General features: G+C 41.6%; 10 protein-coding genes. 9 read left to right on the plus strand and 1 reads right to left on the minus strand.

Going from position 1 to position 18,257, the window contains the following annotated elements:
* Positions 1 to 8: 8 nt before the first annotated feature.
* The 9 genes from ACSQ6I_RS16045 (at position 9) to ACSQ6I_RS16085 (ending at position 15,678) form a co-directional block, all read left to right on the plus strand.
* A complete protein-coding gene (locus ACSQ6I_RS16045) occupies positions 9 to 2,504 on the plus strand; it encodes a two-partner secretion domain-containing protein (protein ID WP_438891300.1) in 2,496 nt (831 codons plus the stop codon).
* 243 nt (positions 2,505 to 2,747) lie between these two features.
* A complete protein-coding gene (locus tag ACSQ6I_RS16050; protein ID WP_438891301.1) occupies positions 2,748 to 5,294 on the plus strand; it encodes a CHAT domain-containing protein in 2,547 nt (848 codons plus the stop codon).
* A gap of 111 nt (positions 5,295 to 5,405) precedes the next feature.
* Complete coding sequence (locus ACSQ6I_RS16055; RefSeq protein WP_438891302.1) at positions 5,406 to 6,389, plus strand: DUF928 domain-containing protein; 984 nt, start codon at positions 5,406 to 5,408, stop codon at positions 6,387 to 6,389.
* A gap of 248 nt (positions 6,390 to 6,637) precedes the next feature.
* Complete coding sequence (locus ACSQ6I_RS16060) at positions 6,638 to 9,418, plus strand: CHASE2 domain-containing protein (protein ID WP_438891303.1); 2,781 nt, start codon at positions 6,638 to 6,640, stop codon at positions 9,416 to 9,418.
* On the plus strand, positions 9,415 to 10,710 hold the full coding sequence (locus tag ACSQ6I_RS16065; RefSeq protein WP_438891304.1) for a hybrid sensor histidine kinase/response regulator: 1,296 nt from the start codon (positions 9,415 to 9,417) through the stop codon (positions 10,708 to 10,710). Before ACSQ6I_RS16060 ends, ACSQ6I_RS16065 begins: the two co-directional genes overlap by 4 nt.
* 582 nt (positions 10,711 to 11,292) lie before the next feature.
* Positions 11,293 to 14,310, plus strand: a complete 3,018-nt coding sequence (locus tag ACSQ6I_RS16070) for a valine--tRNA ligase (RefSeq protein WP_438891305.1) — start codon at positions 11,293 to 11,295, stop codon at positions 14,308 to 14,310.
* 157 nt (positions 14,311 to 14,467) lie between these two features.
* A complete protein-coding gene (locus ACSQ6I_RS16075; protein WP_438891306.1) occupies positions 14,468 to 14,899 on the plus strand; it encodes a hypothetical protein in 432 nt (143 codons plus the stop codon).
* Positions 14,900 to 15,097: 198 nt separating this feature from the next.
* Positions 15,098 to 15,385 carry a type II toxin-antitoxin system ParD family antitoxin gene (locus ACSQ6I_RS16080; RefSeq protein ID WP_438891307.1) on the plus strand — a complete coding sequence of 96 codons (288 nt, stop codon included), beginning with the start codon at positions 15,098 to 15,100 and terminating at the stop codon, positions 15,383 to 15,385.
* Positions 15,382 to 15,678: a type II toxin-antitoxin system RelE/ParE family toxin gene (locus ACSQ6I_RS16085; RefSeq protein WP_438891308.1), complete on the plus strand. Its 297-nt coding sequence runs from the start codon at positions 15,382 to 15,384 to the stop codon at positions 15,676 to 15,678. The genes ACSQ6I_RS16080 and ACSQ6I_RS16085 overlap by 4 nt, the downstream gene beginning before the upstream one ends.
* A 150-nt stretch (positions 15,679 to 15,828) precedes the next feature.
* Here ACSQ6I_RS16085 and ACSQ6I_RS16090 read toward each other — a convergent pair whose 3' ends face one another.
* Positions 15,829 to 17,814: an ABC1 kinase family protein gene (locus ACSQ6I_RS16090; protein ID WP_438891326.1), complete on the minus strand. Its 1,986-nt coding sequence runs from the start codon at positions 17,812 to 17,814 to the stop codon at positions 15,829 to 15,831.
* Between the last annotated feature and the right edge of the window lie 443 nt (positions 17,815 to 18,257).

Raw genomic sequence — 18,257 nt, forward strand, 5'->3', positions numbered from 1 at the left:
TGGGGTAGATGAAGTTAACTGCTGTGTATTTGGGTTTAATGAGTGGAATCTTGATAGGTGGGATGATTTTCCCTGCAAATGCAAATGCTCAAGTAACATCAGATGGTACTACAAACACCCTTGTCAACCCAAGTGGTAATAATTTCAATATTCTCAATGGTATAGAAAAAGGTAATAATTTATTTCATAGTTTTAGTAATTTCTCTGTACCTACTGGTGGTTCTGCCAGCTTTGATTTAACCAATACGCCGAATATTAAAACTATATTTAGTCGGGTTACAGGTGGAAATGTTTCCCATATTGATGGCTTGATTCAAACCCTCAACGGTAATCATCCTGCCAGTTTATTTTTGATAAATCCCAACGGAATTATATTTGGAGAAAACGCTCAGTTGAATATTGGCGGCTCATTTGTGGGGACGACAGCCAATAGTATTACGTTTAGCGATGGAGTTGAATTTAGTGCTGTTAACGCGAACACAAATTCTTTGCTGACTATGAGTGTACCTGTGGGTTTGCAGATGGGCAGTAATCCTGGTGCAATTACCGTTCGAGGGTCCGGACACGATGCCCAAATAGGCATATCGCTTCCAGTCTCTGAACCGAACCTGGGTACAAAAGGATTGCAGTTGCAACCTGAAAAAACCCTAGCATTGGTGGGTGGAAATATTGCCTTAGAAGGAGGATTGCTCTGGGCACCGGGAGGACGAATAGAACTGGGTAGTATCACTAGCTCAAGCGTCGTCCTCAATTCCATCCCTCAAGGATTCAGCCTAGGTTATCCCCATCCTTCAAGTTTTGGCGATATTCAGATAACTCAACGAGCTTTAGCATCTACACGCGACTCCACTGGGAAAAGTGGAGGAGACATCCAAATTCAGGGGAAACAGGTCAGTATCCGAGATGGTTCGCTGATATTAGTACAAAATCGTAGCAATCAAACTGCTGGTAATATTGCCATCAATGCCACAGAGTCCCTCGATATCATCGGCAAGTCTCCTGATTTTAATAGTTCTAGCAGTTTAGTTAATGAAACTATATCCTCCGGCGCAGCAGGGAATATTATCATTACCACTCCACGATTGAATATTGATCAAGGTGGCTATATCTTAAACCGTACTTTTAGCGCAGCACCAGGTGGCAACATTGCACTTAATACTGATCAAATGCGGGTCAACGGTTTTGCATTTGGCGATCCTTCTCCTTTTCGCGCAGTCAGCCAGATATTCGCTGCTTCCTTTGGGACTGGGGAAGGTGGAAATATTGCCATCTCCACTCAAAATCTGTCTATTTTAGCTGGCGCTAATGTGGCAGCAAGACCCTATGCTTTAGGCAATGGCGGCGATGTTGTAGTGAAGGCAGATACGATTCAGGTGACATCTGAGGGAGCGCCAAACGGTCTTTATTTTAGTCTGTTGTCTACTGCCACATTCGGGTTTGGTAATGCAGGGAATTTGAAAATTGATACCCGTACACTTTCGGTTCAAGCTGGCGGTAGAGTGTCTGCTTCTAGCATAATTTTAGGAGATGCGGGTTCACTGACTATCAACGCGTCTGAGTCGATTGATGTGAGTGGTGTAAAAAATTCTCAAAATCCCAGCTATATTGGTACGGCCGTTATTCCTGTTTTTGGATTTTCTAACGCTAATTCTGGTAGCACCACGATTAACACCCCAGTTCTGAATATCAGTAATGGTGCAACGGTGTTTATCAAAAATACTGGCTCCGGTGAAGCTGGCATCCTGAACATTAATGCGAATACCTTACGACTAGACAATGGGGCAAGTATTTCAGCATCCACAACGGCAGGTGAAGGTGGTAACACTAATTTACAACTGCGGGATCTGCTACTTATGCGTCATGGTAGTTTTATTAATGCAGAAGCTGGTGGCAGCGGTAATAGCGGCAATATTACTATCAATGCCCCGATCATTGTCGGTTTAGAAAACAGTGACATTATTGCCAATGCAGTTAAAGGAAGAGGTGGCAATATTCAAATTGCAACTCAGGGAATTATGGGTCTAGAGTACCGTAATCTCCTCAGTCCTAGAGAAGTTCCTAGCAATGATGTGACTGCTAGCTCGCAATTTAATGTCAGTGGCACGGTTCAAATTAATAACATCGGTGTTGATCCCAATTCTGGTTTAGTGGAATTGCCAGAGAATGTTACTGACTCATCGCAACAAATAGCTACAGGTTGTTCTGATACTAGTAGTAGTAGTTTTGTGGCTACCGGCAGGGGTGGAATACCGCAAAATCCCAATCAACAAGCAGGGCGCGATGTCTACGACGGGATACACCTAAGCACTTGGTCTGATATCCGCGATATCTCTGCATACCGTCAAACAGAGGAAGCACAAGCTCAAATACCCCAATCTTCAGAGGTGCTTGTCCAAGCTATAGGTTGGCGACGTAATGCTAATGGCAAAATTGAGTTAATCGCAGCTAAATCTCCTGCTCATCTGCCATCATACTCAACTTGTGCTGCCGTTTCCAAAAGTTAATTTTCCTAAATTTCCACAATTTAGTGTTAGAAATGATTACTTTTCGGGAATTAAATGAGTCCTGACTTCAATGCCCTAGATTTATTTATGGTGTTACTCGGTATTCAGTACTCCTGAACAAAGCGATCGCTCATCAACCGATAGATTTGATCATAAGTTGGGTACTATAAATAATAGTGATTATTTAAACACTTGTACTGTGACCAATCATCGCACAAATTGCTCAATCATAAGTAATTAACTATGGCTTTCCGAATTAAACAAACTCGTTGGCTGTATGTCGGCTTAAGTATTTTAAGTTTACTGTTAGTATTTATCGGTACAGATGTTAAAGCATCTCCAACAGTAACAACACCGATTATCTCTGTTTCCCAACCTACTAACGGGCTAGAACAGGGACGGAATCTCTATCGTGCAGGACGTTTGACAGAAGCTGTGACGGCTTGGCAAACAGCAGCGCAACAATATCAAACACAAGGCGATCGCTTAAACGAAGCTTTGAGTTTGAGTTATCTTTCCTTGGCACAGCAGGAACTGAACCAGTGGGAACCAGCCCAAAATTCTATTGAGCAAAGTCTCAAAATTTTGCAAAGCGCTAAACCTGCTGCTGATGCAATTATCTGGGCGCAAACACTGAATACCCAAGCAAATTTGCAGTTGCGTACTGGTAAGGCTGAAACTGCCATCGAAAACTGGCAACAAGCGCAAAAATATTATGAGCAGGCTGGCGATACAATAGGCAGTCTAGGTAGTCAAATTAACCAAGCACAAGCTTTACAAAGTTTGGGATTTTACCGTCGTTCGAGACAACAGCTAGAAACAATAACGCAAAAATTGGCAGCAATGCCAGATTCGGAAGTCAAAGTTAGTGGATTGCGATCGCTGGGTTGGGCTTTACAAGCAATCGGTGATGGCAAAAGCCAGCAAGTTTTAGAACAAAGTTTAGATATAGCAAATAAAATTCAAGCGAAAACCCAATTAAGTTCTATCCTTTCGAGTCTAGGAAAAAATGCCTCACATTTGCAAGACCCAGAAACGGCATTAAATTACTTTGAAGATGCCCAAAAAGCTGCTACTAATCCTAATGAAGAGTTGCAAGCACGTTTGGCTCAGTTCAAATTGTTGATCGATTACGACAAACTGGAATATGCAATTCCCCTCGCTCCTCAATTGCGACAACAACTGGCAGAAATACCACCCAGTCACGATTCTCTTTATGCAGCGATTAATTTTGTTGCTACCCTCAATAAATTGGCAAAACCCGACGAAGTTTTACCAAACAAAGACTTAGCACAACTCATGGCAGTTACAGTGAAATCTGCCCAAAAAATTCAGGATGCTCCCGCAGAAGCACACGCGCTATACCAGTGGGGAAAACTTTACAACCGCACACAACAATGGTCTGAGTCCAAGAAATTAGCTGATCAATCCCTCAATATCGCCCGTCAACTCCAAGCTGACGATATCATTGCTCAATCGGCATGGCAGGTAGGACAGTTATATAAGCGACAGGGTAATAAATCGGCAGCAATTACAGCCTATACAGAAGCAGTTAAATCATTAAAGGCACTGCGCGGAGATATGGTTGCCGTTAACCCAGATGTCCAATTTTCTTTCCGCGAAAGTGTAGAGCCTGTATATCGGGAACTGGTGGGGTTACTTCTGGATGAACAACCAACACAGGCGGCATTAATGCAAGCTCGTGAATTAATTGAATCATTGCAAGTCGCTGAACTCGATAACTTTTTCCGGGAAGCTTGTTTAGATAAAGCGCAGCAGATTGACAAAGTTGATCCCACAGCAACGGTTATTTACCCAATTATCTTAAGCGATCGCCTGGCAGTAATTCTTTCCCAAACCGGCAAACCTCTGCGTTACTATGTTACTCACAAATCTCAGGTAGAAATTGAGCAAACTCTGAATAATTTGTTCGTTTCCCTCAACCCGGTTTCCGATTCTAAAGAGCGGCAAAAATTTACCGAACAAATTTATGACTGGCTGATTCGTCCAGCAGAACAGGAACAAGCTTTTCAAGATACTAAAACATTAGTATTTGTTTTGGATGGAAAGTTGCGTAACATTCCCATGGCAGCTTTGTATGATGGCAAGCAATATTTGATTGAAAAATATGCCATTGCCCTGTCGCCAGGATTGCAACTCATGGCGGCTCATCCACTCCAGCAAAACAAAATTAATGCGATCGTTGGCGGTATTAGCAAGTCTCGCGCTGGTTTTGCTGCCTTGCCTGCGGTGGAATCCGAAGTCAAGCAAATATCCCGCTCAATACAGTCTCAGCTTTTACTCAACCAAGAATTTACCAATAAAGCCCTTGGTGATAGCATTAAGTCCGCTAATATTGATGTTGTTCACCTGGCAACCCACGGACAATTTAGCTCCCGTCTTGAAGATACCTACTTACTTACCTGGGATGGACGCATTAATGTCCAGGAATTGTCAGAACTCCTCAAAAATCGTGGTGGAGATTCATCAAAAGCAATTGAATTACTGGTACTAAGCGCCTGTGATACTGCCACCGGAGATGATCGTGCCGTTCTAGGTCTAGCCGGGTTAGCTGTTAAATCTGGGGCCCGTTCTACCATTGCCACCCTTTGGCCAGTCAAAGATAAAGCCGCAGAAATACTGATGACTCGCTTTTATGAACAACTGCGACAACCAAAAATTACTAAAGCCGAAGCATTGCGTCAAGCACAAATAAACTTGATTCGGAAAACAGATTTTCACGATCCATTCTTTTGGTCTACTTTTGTTCTAGTTGGAAATTGGAATTAACTACGTGTTACCAGTAAAAATTGTGATAAAAATATATTTCCTTTATAGTATTTTTCTCCATATTCGTTTATAAAAGCTAATATATACCCTATTTAGGGACGGAGAAACATCATGAAACGTCGATATTTAGTTAGTACATTGAGCGCGATCGCTCTTTTGGCTAGCAGTATATGGACTAGTGCCTATGCTGTAAAATTTACTCCCCCTGCCAGAAATGGCTCTCCTAGCCAAGCAACGGGAGGAGCTTCCAGAGGTAATTTATTTACCCCCCCTGCCAGAAATAGCACCCCTAGTCAAGCAACAGGAGGAGCTTCCAGAGGCAATTTATTTACCCCGAAGCAAGGTAATAGCGCTCCTCGTCAAGCAATGGGAGGAGCTTCCAGAGGCAATTTATTTACCCCTGCTAAAGGTAACGGCGCTCCCCAACAGGCAAGTGGCGGGGCTTCCAGAGGCAATTTGTTTACCCCTGCTAAAGGTAACGGCGCTCCCCAACAGGCAAATGGTGGTGCTTCCCGCGTTGGTATTTACTACTTGAATCCTTCGAGTGTCGCAGCATCTACTCCAGCAGCCTTAATTGCACTTCTACCCCAAAGCTTCTATGGCACAACAGTGTCTGAACGCCCTACGATAATGGTGCATTTACCTGCTTCTAATGCCTTAGAAGCTGTATTCAGCCTGAAGGATGAATCTGGTAATATGTATTACAACACCACTATCCCAGTTGCTAAAAAATCTGGGGTAATTGCCTTCAAATTGCCTGCGGATGCACCCGCTTTAGTTGTTGGTAAGAACTACCAATGGATTCTAGCTCTCAAAGTGAATGGACAACTCAGCCCCAGTACACCTTATGTCGATGGTTGGATTCAACGCATCCAACCAAGTGCTGAATTGACAACGGCAATGCAACAAAAAGATTTTATGAAGCTGGCAACTGCTTTCGGTACAAATGGAGTGTGGTATGACTGTGTAGCAACACTAGCTACCTTACAAGCTGCCCAACCCAATAACCCAAGTATAACCAAACAATGGGAAGAACTTCTTTCTTCGGTGAACTTGAAGGAGATTGTAAAAGCTCCATTAGCATCTGTCAACTAGAAAATTAGATCAAGTTCAATACAGTTCAGTTCAGACCAAAATATTACCGCAATCGTCCTTTACTGAACTGTATTGAAACTAGTTATAGACACGTATTGGTGGGTCAATGCCTGATCAAGGCTATTGAATCTCACATGACTTTGAGTCGTGTGATTCCTGCTTCAACAATCTTCTGATAATTTCTCCACAGGTGTTTAGAGCATTCAGCCCACCCAAATATTATTATTATTTCAGCGTGTAGCGTAATTATGTGGCGCAAATTCCAAGCTTTCATCCAACGCACTCGCAGCGTTTTAATTATTACTCCTAGTATTGCCCTGACGGTGATGATCGGGCAATCTTTGGGACTTTTCAATTTACCTGAGTGGAAACTTCGCGATGAATGGATGCGCCAAGCTCTGCCAGAAAAAATTGCTGATGAGATAGTAATCATCACCATAGATGAACGCGATATTCAATCTGTAGGGAAATGGCCTGTTCCAGATTGGTCTCTAGCAGAATTACTCGAAAAAATCCGGTCACAACAACCCCGTGCCATCGGGTTAGATTTGTATCGAGATTTGCCAGAGGGGACAGGACATGAGCAACTTGTACAAATTTTTCGCACTACTCCCAATTTGATAGGAGTGGAAAAAATTATTGGTGAGCGTGTCAACCCCCCAGCAGAACTAAAAAAAAATGACCAAGTGGGATTAGCTGATTCGGTTCTAGATAGCGATCGCCATGTGCGTCGCGCCCTCCTCACAGCTAAAGATGAAAAAGAAGGTGGCAAAATCAAAGCGGGGCTAGGAACCCTTGTCGCCCTCAAGTATCTGGAATTTGAAAAGATCACCTTAGAATCTATTGACGAAAAGCAGCAGAAGTTTCAATTGGGTAAGGCAATTTACAAACCACTGAGTAATCAAGAAGCAGGCTATAGTGATGCCGATGTTGGGGGTTATCAAATTCTGCTCAACTGGCATGGTTCAGAAGCAGCATTTCGGACAGTTGCCATGCGTGATCTATTAGCCGGAAAAATTCCAGCCAACTTGATGCGCGATCGCATGGTGTTTATTGGATCAACTGCCACTAGTACCAATGATTTCTTTAGCACACCCTTCAGTTCTACCTTGATTTCTGCCCAAAAACCAACTCCTGGTGTCGTTGTTCACGCCAATATTGCTCTCCAACTAGTGCGAGGGGCAAAAACAGGAAAAACCAGCCTCCACGGTGTACCAGGTAATGTTTTCTTGTTATGGATTATTTTGTGGACTGTAATTGGTTCTACAGGTAGTTGGTGGTTAGCTAGTGCGCGTACAGGAAAATGGATTCCAGGGGGTAAAATTCTGTGGGCAACTGTAGTTATCAGTACAACATTGATGGCAAGTGCTTATGGAATGTTTTTGGTTGGCCTGCTGATTCCAGTCACACCTGCCTTAGCTGCATTTATCGGCAGTGTAGTTGCAACAACCAATGCCTATAAACAGCAGAAGTTAGAACAAACAAATCACCAACTAGAAATTGCTAATAGTCAGCTATTAGATTATTCCAAAACCCTAGAAACAAAAGTCGAAGAACGAACTCACGAACTTTTGGAAGCAAAGCAAGCTGCTGATGCTGCTAACCATGCAAAAAGTGAGTTTCTGGCCAATATGAGCCATGAGCTACGCACCCCACTCAATGGTATTTTAGGTTTTGCCCAGCTATTAGCCCAAGCACCCAACTTAACCGAGAAAAACCGCGACGGAATCAGCATTATCCATCAATGTGGTTCCCATCTGTTGATGTTAATTAATGATATTCTCGATTTGTCGAAGATTGAAGCTCGCAAACTCGAATTAGTCACCAATAGCCTAGATTTGCCAAGTTTTCTGCATGGCGTAACAGAAATTTGTGGTGTCCGAGCCGAGCAGAAAGAGATTCGCTTTAATATTTTAATTAGCGATCGCTTACCATCTACCATTGAAACCGATGAAAAGCGATTGCGACAAGTATTAATAAATTTGCTAGGCAATGCCATTAAATTTACAGATAGAGGTAGTGTCACGTTTAAAGTCGAGCTACTAGAAACCAATCTTGAATCTGCTCAATCCCCAACTGCAAAAATTCGCTTCCAAGTAGAAGATACAGGAGTCGGGATGTCACCTGACCAGCTCGAAAAAATCTTTTTGCCTTTTGAGCAAGTAGGTGATCTAGGACAGCGTTCTGAAGGTACTGGTTTGGGATTGACCATCAGCCAAAGAATTGCCGGATTGATTGGCAGCCAAATTAAAGTACAAAGTAGTCCAGGTGAAGGAAGCATTTTTTGGCTAGATATAACAGTTCCAGCATCCCTCAAACAGGATTGGCATTTAAAAGGAAACACATCAAACCAAGAAAAAATTATTGGCATTCAAGGTAATACACCTCAAATTCTCATTATTGATGATGATGCAAACCATCGTTTCATATTAACCAGCTTGCTACAAGAAATTGGCTGTCGCATTCAAGAAGCCAGCGATGGAAAACAAGGTTTGCAATTAGTTAGTGACAGCCCACCTGATATGATTTTGCTTGATATAGCTATGCCCAACATGAATGGCTTTGAGTTCATGGTTCACCTGCAAGAAAATCTGCCAACCCATAATATTCCCATTATTGTTTCCAGCGCTAACGTCTTTGAATCAAATCGCCAGAAAAGTTTACAGGCAGGTGCAGCCGCGTTTATACCGAAACCCCTCCAGAGAGATGAACTGCTTAATGCCTTGCAATCGCTGCTAAAAGTTGATTGGACTTATGCAGAATCTAGCAAACAATCTCTACAGCCACCAAAACAGACTCCTCTCAATGGTGAATTAATGTTGCCATCTCAGGAGGTCTTGCAACAACTGTATCACTTAGCAATGATGGGGGATATATCGGGAATAGAAGAAATATTAAAAACCCAAGTAGAGCAAAATAATCAACTAGTTTCCTTTGCCACTGAGTTAACTAAACTTACTGACAGTTTCCAAACTGCAAAAATACGTAAATTAATTAAATCTTTAGTAGCTGAGGAAACAGTAAAATGAGTGACAATCTTCTCTCCAAACCAATGTATATTCTTTTAGTAGATGATAATCCGAATAATCTCAAAGTGCTATCAGAAGCGATTCAGGGATATGGTTGGAAAGCTCTGATGGCAAATGATGGAGAGTCAGCCATCGAACAAGCAGAATATGCTAACCCAGATTTAATTATTCTTGATGTAATGATGCCTGGGATTGATGGCTTTGAAACTTGTCGGAGGTTAAAAGCTAATTCAATTACCCAGAATATTCCAGTTATTTTTATGACAGCATTGTCTGATGCTACAGATAAAGTCAAAGGATTAGAAATTGGTGCAGTTGATTATGTTACCAAACCATTTCAACAAGCAGAAGTTATTGCCCGATTAAAACTACACCTGAAACTATCCCATCTGACTCGGACTTTAGAACAACAGGTAGAGGAGCGCACCGCAGAATTGACCAAATCTCTACAGCAGCTACAAAATACCCAATTGCAAATGATTCAAAGTGAGAAAATGTCCGCACTGGGTAATTTGGTCGCCGGCATAGCTCACGAAATGAATAATCCCCTAGGGTTTATTTCTGCTACCCTCAAACAAGCGAAATCAAATGTTGGCGATATTATTGAACACTTGAGGCTTTATCAAGAAAGCTTACCAAGTCCCAGCCAAGAAATTATCAACCATGCCGAAGAAATTGATTTGGATTATTGCACAGAAGACATATCCAAAATGATTGACTCGATGATAGTGGCTTGCGATCGCATTGAAAATATTAGCAATAGCTTAAGAACTTTCTCTAGAGCAGATCGAGATTATAAACAACCTTTTAATTTACATGAAGGTATCGATAGCACAATTTTAATTCTCAAGCACCGTCTTAAAGCCAACGAAAAACGTCCGGCAATTGAGGTATTTACGGAGTACGGTAAGATACCTAAGATTGAGTGCTTTCCGGGTCAATTAAATCAAGTATTTATGAATATTCTGGCAAATGCCATTGATGCTTTAGAAGAAGCAAATAACAGGCGAACTTTTGAGGATATTAAGGCAAATCACAACAAAATCATAGTTAAAACATCAGTAGAAGATAACCAAGTAAAAATATCAATTGCTGATAATGCTCAGGGAATGACTGAAGAAGTCAAAGAAAAAATATTTGACCATTTATTTACTACGAAAAGTATCGGTAAAGGCACAGGTTTAGGATTAGCGATCGCCCAGTCTATTGTGGTAGAAAAACACAACGGTTCAGTGGTTGTGAATTCTACACTAGATGAGGGAACTGAATTTATCATTTCCTTGCCAATTTGACTTAGACCCAAAATTGACTTGCTTGAGACTGTGATTTCAGTCAACTACTTGATGAAATGTTGACAATTAACCTACTTATAGAATACCAGTGTCTTTATATGTAAAGTTTTATTACTGCATTCAACATTTTTGTAATACAGCAGATTGCAGATTAATGAGGCTTCGCCGTGAGCGTCAGCGGCTCGAGTGAGCCTTCCCTGCGGGACGCTACGCGAACGCCGAACTCCGATAGCTTGCGTGGCGTAGCCATACGGTACAGAATCAAAATTGAAACCTAGACACCAAGCTAGTTTTACTCCTGACTCCTTGTCCTGAGCGTTCACGTAGTGTGTCGAAGACAAGTCGATAGCGTAGCGTGGCGTTAGCCATAGGGCTGACTCCTGAATTCTGCTGTATGTGGATAAATATTTTTATTTTAACGGTCTCTAGCGATCGCACTCTCCACTATTTCCAGTCAGTAGCCAATTTTAAAATTCTAGAATTACTATTAGGTTGGGCTGAAAATATAGAAGCCAATCCACAATCCTCCTCCAACCCTGTGGCAAAATTGATCAGAGTCCTAAAAAACTGATTATTCCCAGCATGACCGCAACTATTCCCAATCTCCCCAGTCTGTACGAACCCTTCTCCACAGAAGCCAAATGGCAAAAATTCTGGGAAGACAACCAAGTCTATAAAGCTGACCCCAACCACAAGGGGGAACCCTACTGTATCGTCATTCCTCCCCCAAACGTGACTGGCAGTTTGCATATGGGTCACGCCTTTGAAAGTGCGTTGATTGATACCCTCGTGCGCTACCATCGCATGAAAGGACGTAATACCCTCTGGCTACCCGGAACTGACCACGCGAGTATTGCTGTGCAAACCATTCTGGAAAAGCAACTCAAGGCTGAAGGTAAAACTCGCTATGACTTGGGACGCGAAAAATTCCTAGAACGCGCTTGGCAATGGAAAGCGGAATCTGGGGGTACAATTGTGAATCAGCTGCGCCGTTTGGGTGTTTCGGTGGACTGGACACGGGAACGCTTCACTTTAGATGAAGGTTTATCGAAAGCTGTTTTAGAAGCATTTATTCGTCTGTATGATGAAAAGTTAATTTATCGCGGTAATTATTTGGTGAATTGGTGTCCTGCTTCTCAGTCTGCGGTGTCTGATTTGGAAGTGGAACCAAAAGAAGTAAATGGTAATCTTTGGCACTTCCGCTATCCCTTGAGTGATGGTTCTGGTTTTGTAGAAGTGGCGACAACGCGACCAGAAACGATGTTAGGTGATACAGCAGTTGCGGTTAATCCTGAAGATGAAAGGTATAAACATTTAATTGGTAAAACCTTGACTTTACCAATTATGAACCGGGAAATCCCCATTATTGGTGATAAGTTGGTTGACCCTGCGTTCGGTACGGGTTGCGTGAAAGTGACTCCAGCCCATGACCCCAATGATTTTGAAATGGGTAAACGTCATGATTTGCCGTTTATCAATATTATGAATAAAGACGGTACTCTGAACGAAAATGCTGGGGAGTTTCAAGGTCAAGACCGCTTTGTGGCTAGGAAAAATGTGATTTCTCGCCTAGAAGCAGATGGGGTTCTGGTAAAGATAGAAGATTATAAACATACAGTACCTTATAGCGATCGCGGAAAAGTCCCTGTTGAACCTCTCCTTTCTACCCAGTGGTTTGTCAATATTCGCCCCCTTGCAGACAAAACTCTCGAATTTTTAGATAATCAAAATTCTCCAGATTTCGTTCCCCAACGCTGGACAAAAGTTTATCGTGACTGGTTAGTAAATCTGCGCGACTGGTGTATTTCTCGTCAACTATGGTGGGGTCATCAAATCCCCGCTTGGTATGCTGTCAGCGAAACCGGTGGACAAATTACCGACTCCACACCCCATTTTGTAGCACGCAATGAGGCTGAAGCTTGGGAAAAAGCCAAATCACAATTTGGGGAAAATGTCCAATTAGAACAAGACCCCGATGTTTTAGATACCTGGTTTTCTTCTGGACTTTGGCCATTTTCAACTTTAGGCTGGCCAGAACAAACCCCTGATTTAGCGACTTATTATCCCAACGCCACCTTAGTTACAGGTTTTGATATCATCTTTTTCTGGGTTGCGAGAATGACGATGATGGCGGGACATTTCACCGGACAAATGCCGTTTAAAACTGTTTACATTCACGGCTTAGTCAGGGATGAAAATAATAAGAAAATGTCGAAATCGGCAAATAATGGCATTGACCCATTATTGCTAATTGCCAAATATGGTACTGATGCTCTTCGTTATACCCTAATTAAAGAAGTAGCAGGTGCTGGTCAAGATATTCGTCTAGAATATGACCGCAAAAAAGATGAATCAACATCTGTAGAAGCATCTCGTAATTTTGCCAATAAGTTATGGAATGCTGCCAGATTTGTAATGATGAATTTGGATGGGCAAACTCCAGCTCAATTGGGTAAACCTGAACCGACAGAACTCAGTGATAAATGGATTATTTCCCGTTATCATCAAGTAGTTAAACAAACCACTAATTATATCGACAATTACGGTTTAGGGGAAGCAGCAAAAGGACTTTATGAGTTTATTTGGGGTGATTTCTGTGATTGGTATATTGAATTAGTAAAATCCAGATTACAAAAAGATGCAGATCCCATATCTCGCAAAGTTGCCCAGCAAATTCTTGCTTATATACTTGAAGGAATTTTAAAATTACTTCATCCCTTAATGCCTCACATTACTGAAGAGATTTGGCAAACTCTGACTCAGCAACCAGCAGAAAATCCACAAATTATAGCCTTACAGCCCTATCCTGAAGCTGATGAAAAATTAATTGACCAAGCTTTAGAAGAACAGTTTGAATTGTTAATTAATACTATTCGCACAATTCGTAATTTACGAGCAGAAGCTGACATTAAACCTGGAGTAAAAGTCACTGCTAATTTGCAGAGTGAAAATGCCAATGAACGCTTCATTCTCAACGCTGGCCAGTCTTATATTCAAGATTTGGCCAAGGTGGAAACTTTAACTATTACTGACAAAACGACCATTGATGAACAAGAAAGCCAACCTGTTGTCACGAAATCAGTTTTTAAAGGCTTAAAAACTATTGGCTTAATTATTGTCGGACTTGTCTTTTTAAGAGTTGCTATTATTGTCGGGAATGCTTCATTGCGTCTTCCCATTTTTGGCACTTTCTTTGAAACAGTTGGTCTTGGTTATGCCGGTTGGTTTATTGTCTACAATATACTCAATGCTGAAAGTAGACAAAAGTTATTTGCAAATTTGCCCAAAACAAATACCCAAAACCTACCACAGCCAGAATCTACCCAAATCGAAGAATCAGACAATTCTATTTCTGGTGTTGTCGGTACTGTCCAAGTTGTAATTCCCTTAAAAGGTGTGGTAGATATTGAAGCTCTCCGTGCCAAACTAGAGAAAAGTATCAGCAAAGCCGAAGCTGAAGCTACATCCCTACGTGCTAGACTGAGTAATTCTAAGTTTGTGGATAAAGCTCCCGCAGATGTAGTTCAAGGTGTGCGTGATGCTTTAACAGAGGCTGAGAAACAAGCGGAAATTTTGCGCGATCGCTTGCTTACTTTATAACAGAGAGGTAATAGGTAATCGGTGACAGGTGACAGAAAGAAATTTACTAATTACCAATTACCGTTCGGAGTTCGGCGTGAGCGCTCAGTCGAACGCTGACGCTCACGGCGGAAGCCAATTACCAATCACCAAATTTTGAATTGGGAACGCAGCGACAATGCTATACTTAGCGCAAGTACGTAAGAATGATTTTTTAGACCAGTATCAATTACGCCTGTTAGCACGTCAAGAAGCTGAACATTTATGGTCAATTATTTCTGAAGAGGCATTTATTCTCTTGGGAAAAGGAAATACCATGAGTGAAAAAGTGCTGGTGTTAGTTGAGCTTTCCTCTACAGGTGACATAGAAGTTATTGAAGATGCTACTTGTTGGATAGTCTATCTAGTGCAAACTTATCTCAAAACTGGCATTACCCCAGAATTTTTACAAAAAGAAGCAGAACAAGCGGAAAATTGGCGACAGGCATTAACTTTGCAAAACCAAGATTTAGCACGTCGTTCCTTAGAATTAGAAGCCCGTCGGGAACAAATTCAAGCCTTAGAGGAAAGTATTAACCGAGAGAAAACAGATCAGCAAGATAATTCATAATATTTTCTTTTCTGGTATGCCACAGAAACGCTTTTGCCTTGCGTTAGCACTAGCTACGTATAAACAAATCCAGCCAAAAGGTTAGTGTGATTGCCGCTCTTGTAAGGTGCGTTAGCGATCGCATCACTAATACAGCTATATTTAGAATATGGCCCCTTCTTTCAAATCCCAACCAATAGCCTCAAGTACTTAATAGATATGCAAATCACCCTTAGTTCACAGCAGAGCCAAATTCTTGAATCCCTCTCGCAGCAGGGTGGTTATGCTTCTCTAGAAGATGCAATTAACACAGCTCTTGTTCTACTTGCTGACGAGATCACACAGCAAGATTCAGACGAAACCCCAGAATACTTAGCCTGGGTCGAACAAACACGACTAAAGATCGAAGAAGGTGTACGGGCAGCAGAGCGAGGTGATGTTTTAGATGCAGATGTGGTACTAGCTCGATTACGCAGTAAAGTGGAAGCAGCCAGAGCCGCCTCATGAGGTATCTACGAATTACGGCGACCGCCAGCCGAGACTTGGAAGCAATTTCTGAGTATTTTTTGGAGAAAAGCGTCGATGCAGGCGATCGCTTCGTACAAACATTCAACCAAAAGTGCCAACACCTTGCACGTTTTCCATATATCGGTAAGTCCTACGCTCGACTAAGACCTGGTTTACGAGGACTTTTGATGATGGATTACATCGTCTTTTATCAAGTTCTTGAGGATAATGTCGAAATTCTGCGTGTTGTCAGTGGATATCGTAATTTGCAGAGTGTTTTTCCGAATAACTGAGTGTGATCACGTTTGCTCTAGAATATGCGTGTAAAAATGAGAAAAAACTGATTTTTTATTCATAATTTTGAATACTGAATTGGTGTTTTAGGAGATGGGAGAAACTTTGACAAATCCCTAACCCCCAATCTCCATTACCAATCACCTATTTTATTCTGCTGCTAACAATTGCCGAATTAATTTTGTTAAAGCCTTTTGTGTAAAACGACTAGCAATTTGTTGACCTAAATGATGCACTCTAGGATTAACAAGTACCTGTGCTAATTGGGGAGCAATTTGGGCAACATCAAAACCCTTTGTTTCTCGGAGAATACCCAAAATTCGTTTGATATGCTCTAAGTTCTGTTGTTGTTCAACTGTTGCACCAGGAGTTTCATTAACTGCTGTTAATCCTACTCTTTCTCGCAGTAAGTAAGTAAAGTTATGCAAGACATTTTTACTGACAGCATCAATTCCGTTGAGAAACTCATCTACTAACCTGTCACGAATAAATTCACCTCGTTCGGAAGATAGAAATTCTACTCCTTGATTGAGTACTAAGCTCAAGTCATAATCTTGACTGTTCCGTGCATTTGTTAACAAGTTTTCTAAGCGGTTCCAGCGGAATTTACCATCTTTAAATAGCAACTCTTTCAATGATGTTCTTAATTCATCTGCTGGGTCAGTTAATAGGCGTTTAGAAACGTAAGGATAAGCTTCACTGAGAACTTTAAAATTGGGATCTATATAAATAGCAATACCTTCCAATGTCACCAAAGAACGAATAATTAAAGCGTAGTAAGGAGGTACGCGGAAGGGATATTCATACATTAAAGCTGATAAATCATCGGTGATGCTTTTAATGTTAAGTTCGGCAACACTTGCACCTTGGGCGTTAGCAAATACTCTTGAAAATGCGGGAATAATTGGTGTTAAGTCGGTTTCTGGGGTGAGAAATTCTAATTTAACGTAGTCTTTTGCTAATGAGTCAAAGTCACGGTTAACGACGTGAACGATCGCTTCAATTAAACCATAACGCTGTGGTGGCTTAATCTCACTCATCATCCCAAAGTCAAGATAAGCCAATTTACCATCAAAGGTGGCTAACAAATTACCAGGGTGGGGGTCAGCATGGAAAAACCCATGTTCTAGCAATTGACGTAGGGAACACTGTACACCTACTTCAATGAGATAACGAGCGTTGATACCCAGATCCTGAAGTTCTTGTGCTTGGGTTAATTTAATCCCGTTGATCCATTCCATCGTCAATACGCGACGATTGGTGTATTCCCAATAAATTTTTGGTACATATACATCTTGCATATGACCGTATAATTCAAAGAATCGCTCGGCATTTTCGCCTTCGTGGATGTAGTCCATCTCTTCAAAAATGCGATCGCCCAATTCATCCAAAATCCCAACTAAATCACTTCTTACCCGCTTGACTTTTCTTTGCACCCATCCCGCTAAGTAACGCAAAATATACAAGTCAATAGTGATTCGTTCTCGCAAATCTGGACGCTGGACTTTAATCGCCACTTCTTCCCCAGTTTTCAGTTTACCTTTGTAAACTTGTCCCAAAGAAGCTGCCGCAATTGGTTCTGCGGAAATTTCCGCGTAAATCTCCTCTGGTGGGCTTCCTAGCTCTTCTTCAATAAACTGGTAAGCTATTTCATTGGCAAAAGGCGGTAATTGGTCTTGTAGTTTAGTCAATTCTTCTAGGTACACCGGAGGCACTAAATCCGGTCTAGTAGACAAAGCCTGACCAATTTTAATGTAAGCAGGCCCCAATTTTGTGAGCAATTCTCGCAATTGAATCGCTCGACGGCGATCGTTTTTGACAACAATCCCCCGTTGTTTATCAGACCACATTCCCAAAACATAGGACAAAGTTGGTCGTAAAACTGCCAAAATCCGCCGCAAAACTTGCAGAGGTTTGTTTGCGTAATGTGCGCGGATCTCTTCAGGATCGTAACCCAGTGTCTCAGGTTCAGCTTTAGCTGGTGCTGACTGTTCTTGCTCTGTTGAGGGTCTTGGTGAATGTAGAACCAAGGCTGTTGTCCCATTTGCTGGTACTACTTCAATCACGGACAATTCGCCTCCGTAACTGTCCTCCGGAGTTGATTGGAAACTAGGGGGAAATGTCTTAACCATTATGAAGAAAGCCACCGGTTTGATGAACGCTGTTAAGTATTGTAACAATATGTTGCCATTTTCGCATCTGCCCAACAAGTAGAAACTTGAATAGGAGATGAATTTCGATTTGCTAGACTTTGTTTAGCCAATTTGTGCTAACAACAATGCAGGCTGGTAGAAATCATTAACCACTAAAGACCTGTCAAACAAGGGTAATAATGTAATAAGTATTATAGCTTCAGCTACAAAAATCCAATTATTTATATATAGGGTGCGTCAATCTACGTCTTGGGAGAGGTAAGTATTTATGCAATTGTGGATAGTATCTATACTTGGATAATTAAGCTACTAAAAAACAGGACTTACTTTGTGATAAGTCCTGACAGTTTTGATATCTTTTAATATCAATGGGAACTCCAACAAGTAAGGGACTTCCAAATAAAAAAATGTACAAAAATTTCTTG

The organism is Anabaena sp. WFMT (genome assembly GCF_051781005.1).
In the GTDB taxonomy this organism is placed as follows: Bacteria; Cyanobacteriota; Cyanobacteriia; order Cyanobacteriales; family Nostocaceae; genus Anabaena.

Bases quoted from the DNA above. Each gene is read 5' to 3' on its own strand.
- ACSQ6I_RS16060 (WP_438891303.1), top strand. From the start codon at position 6,638: ATGTGGCGCAAATTCCAAGCTTTCATCCAACGCACTCGCAGCGTTTTA.
- ACSQ6I_RS16080 (WP_438891307.1), top strand. From the start codon at position 15,098: ATGCAAATCACCCTTAGTTCACAGCAGAGCCAAATTCTTGAATCCCTC.
- ACSQ6I_RS16085 (WP_438891308.1), top strand. From the start codon at position 15,382: ATGAGGTATCTACGAATTACGGCGACCGCCAGCCGAGACTTGGAAGCA.
- ACSQ6I_RS16045 (WP_438891300.1), top strand. From the start codon at position 9: ATGAAGTTAACTGCTGTGTATTTGGGTTTAATGAGTGGAATCTTGATA.
- ACSQ6I_RS16075 (WP_438891306.1), top strand. From the start codon at position 14,468: ATGCTATACTTAGCGCAAGTACGTAAGAATGATTTTTTAGACCAGTAT.
- ACSQ6I_RS16070 (WP_438891305.1), top strand. From the start codon at position 11,293: ATGACCGCAACTATTCCCAATCTCCCCAGTCTGTACGAACCCTTCTCC.
- ACSQ6I_RS16065 (WP_438891304.1), top strand. From the start codon at position 9,415: ATGAGTGACAATCTTCTCTCCAAACCAATGTATATTCTTTTAGTAGAT.
- ACSQ6I_RS16055 (WP_438891302.1), top strand. From the start codon at position 5,406: ATGAAACGTCGATATTTAGTTAGTACATTGAGCGCGATCGCTCTTTTG.
- ACSQ6I_RS16050 (WP_438891301.1), top strand. From the start codon at position 2,748: ATGGCTTTCCGAATTAAACAAACTCGTTGGCTGTATGTCGGCTTAAGT.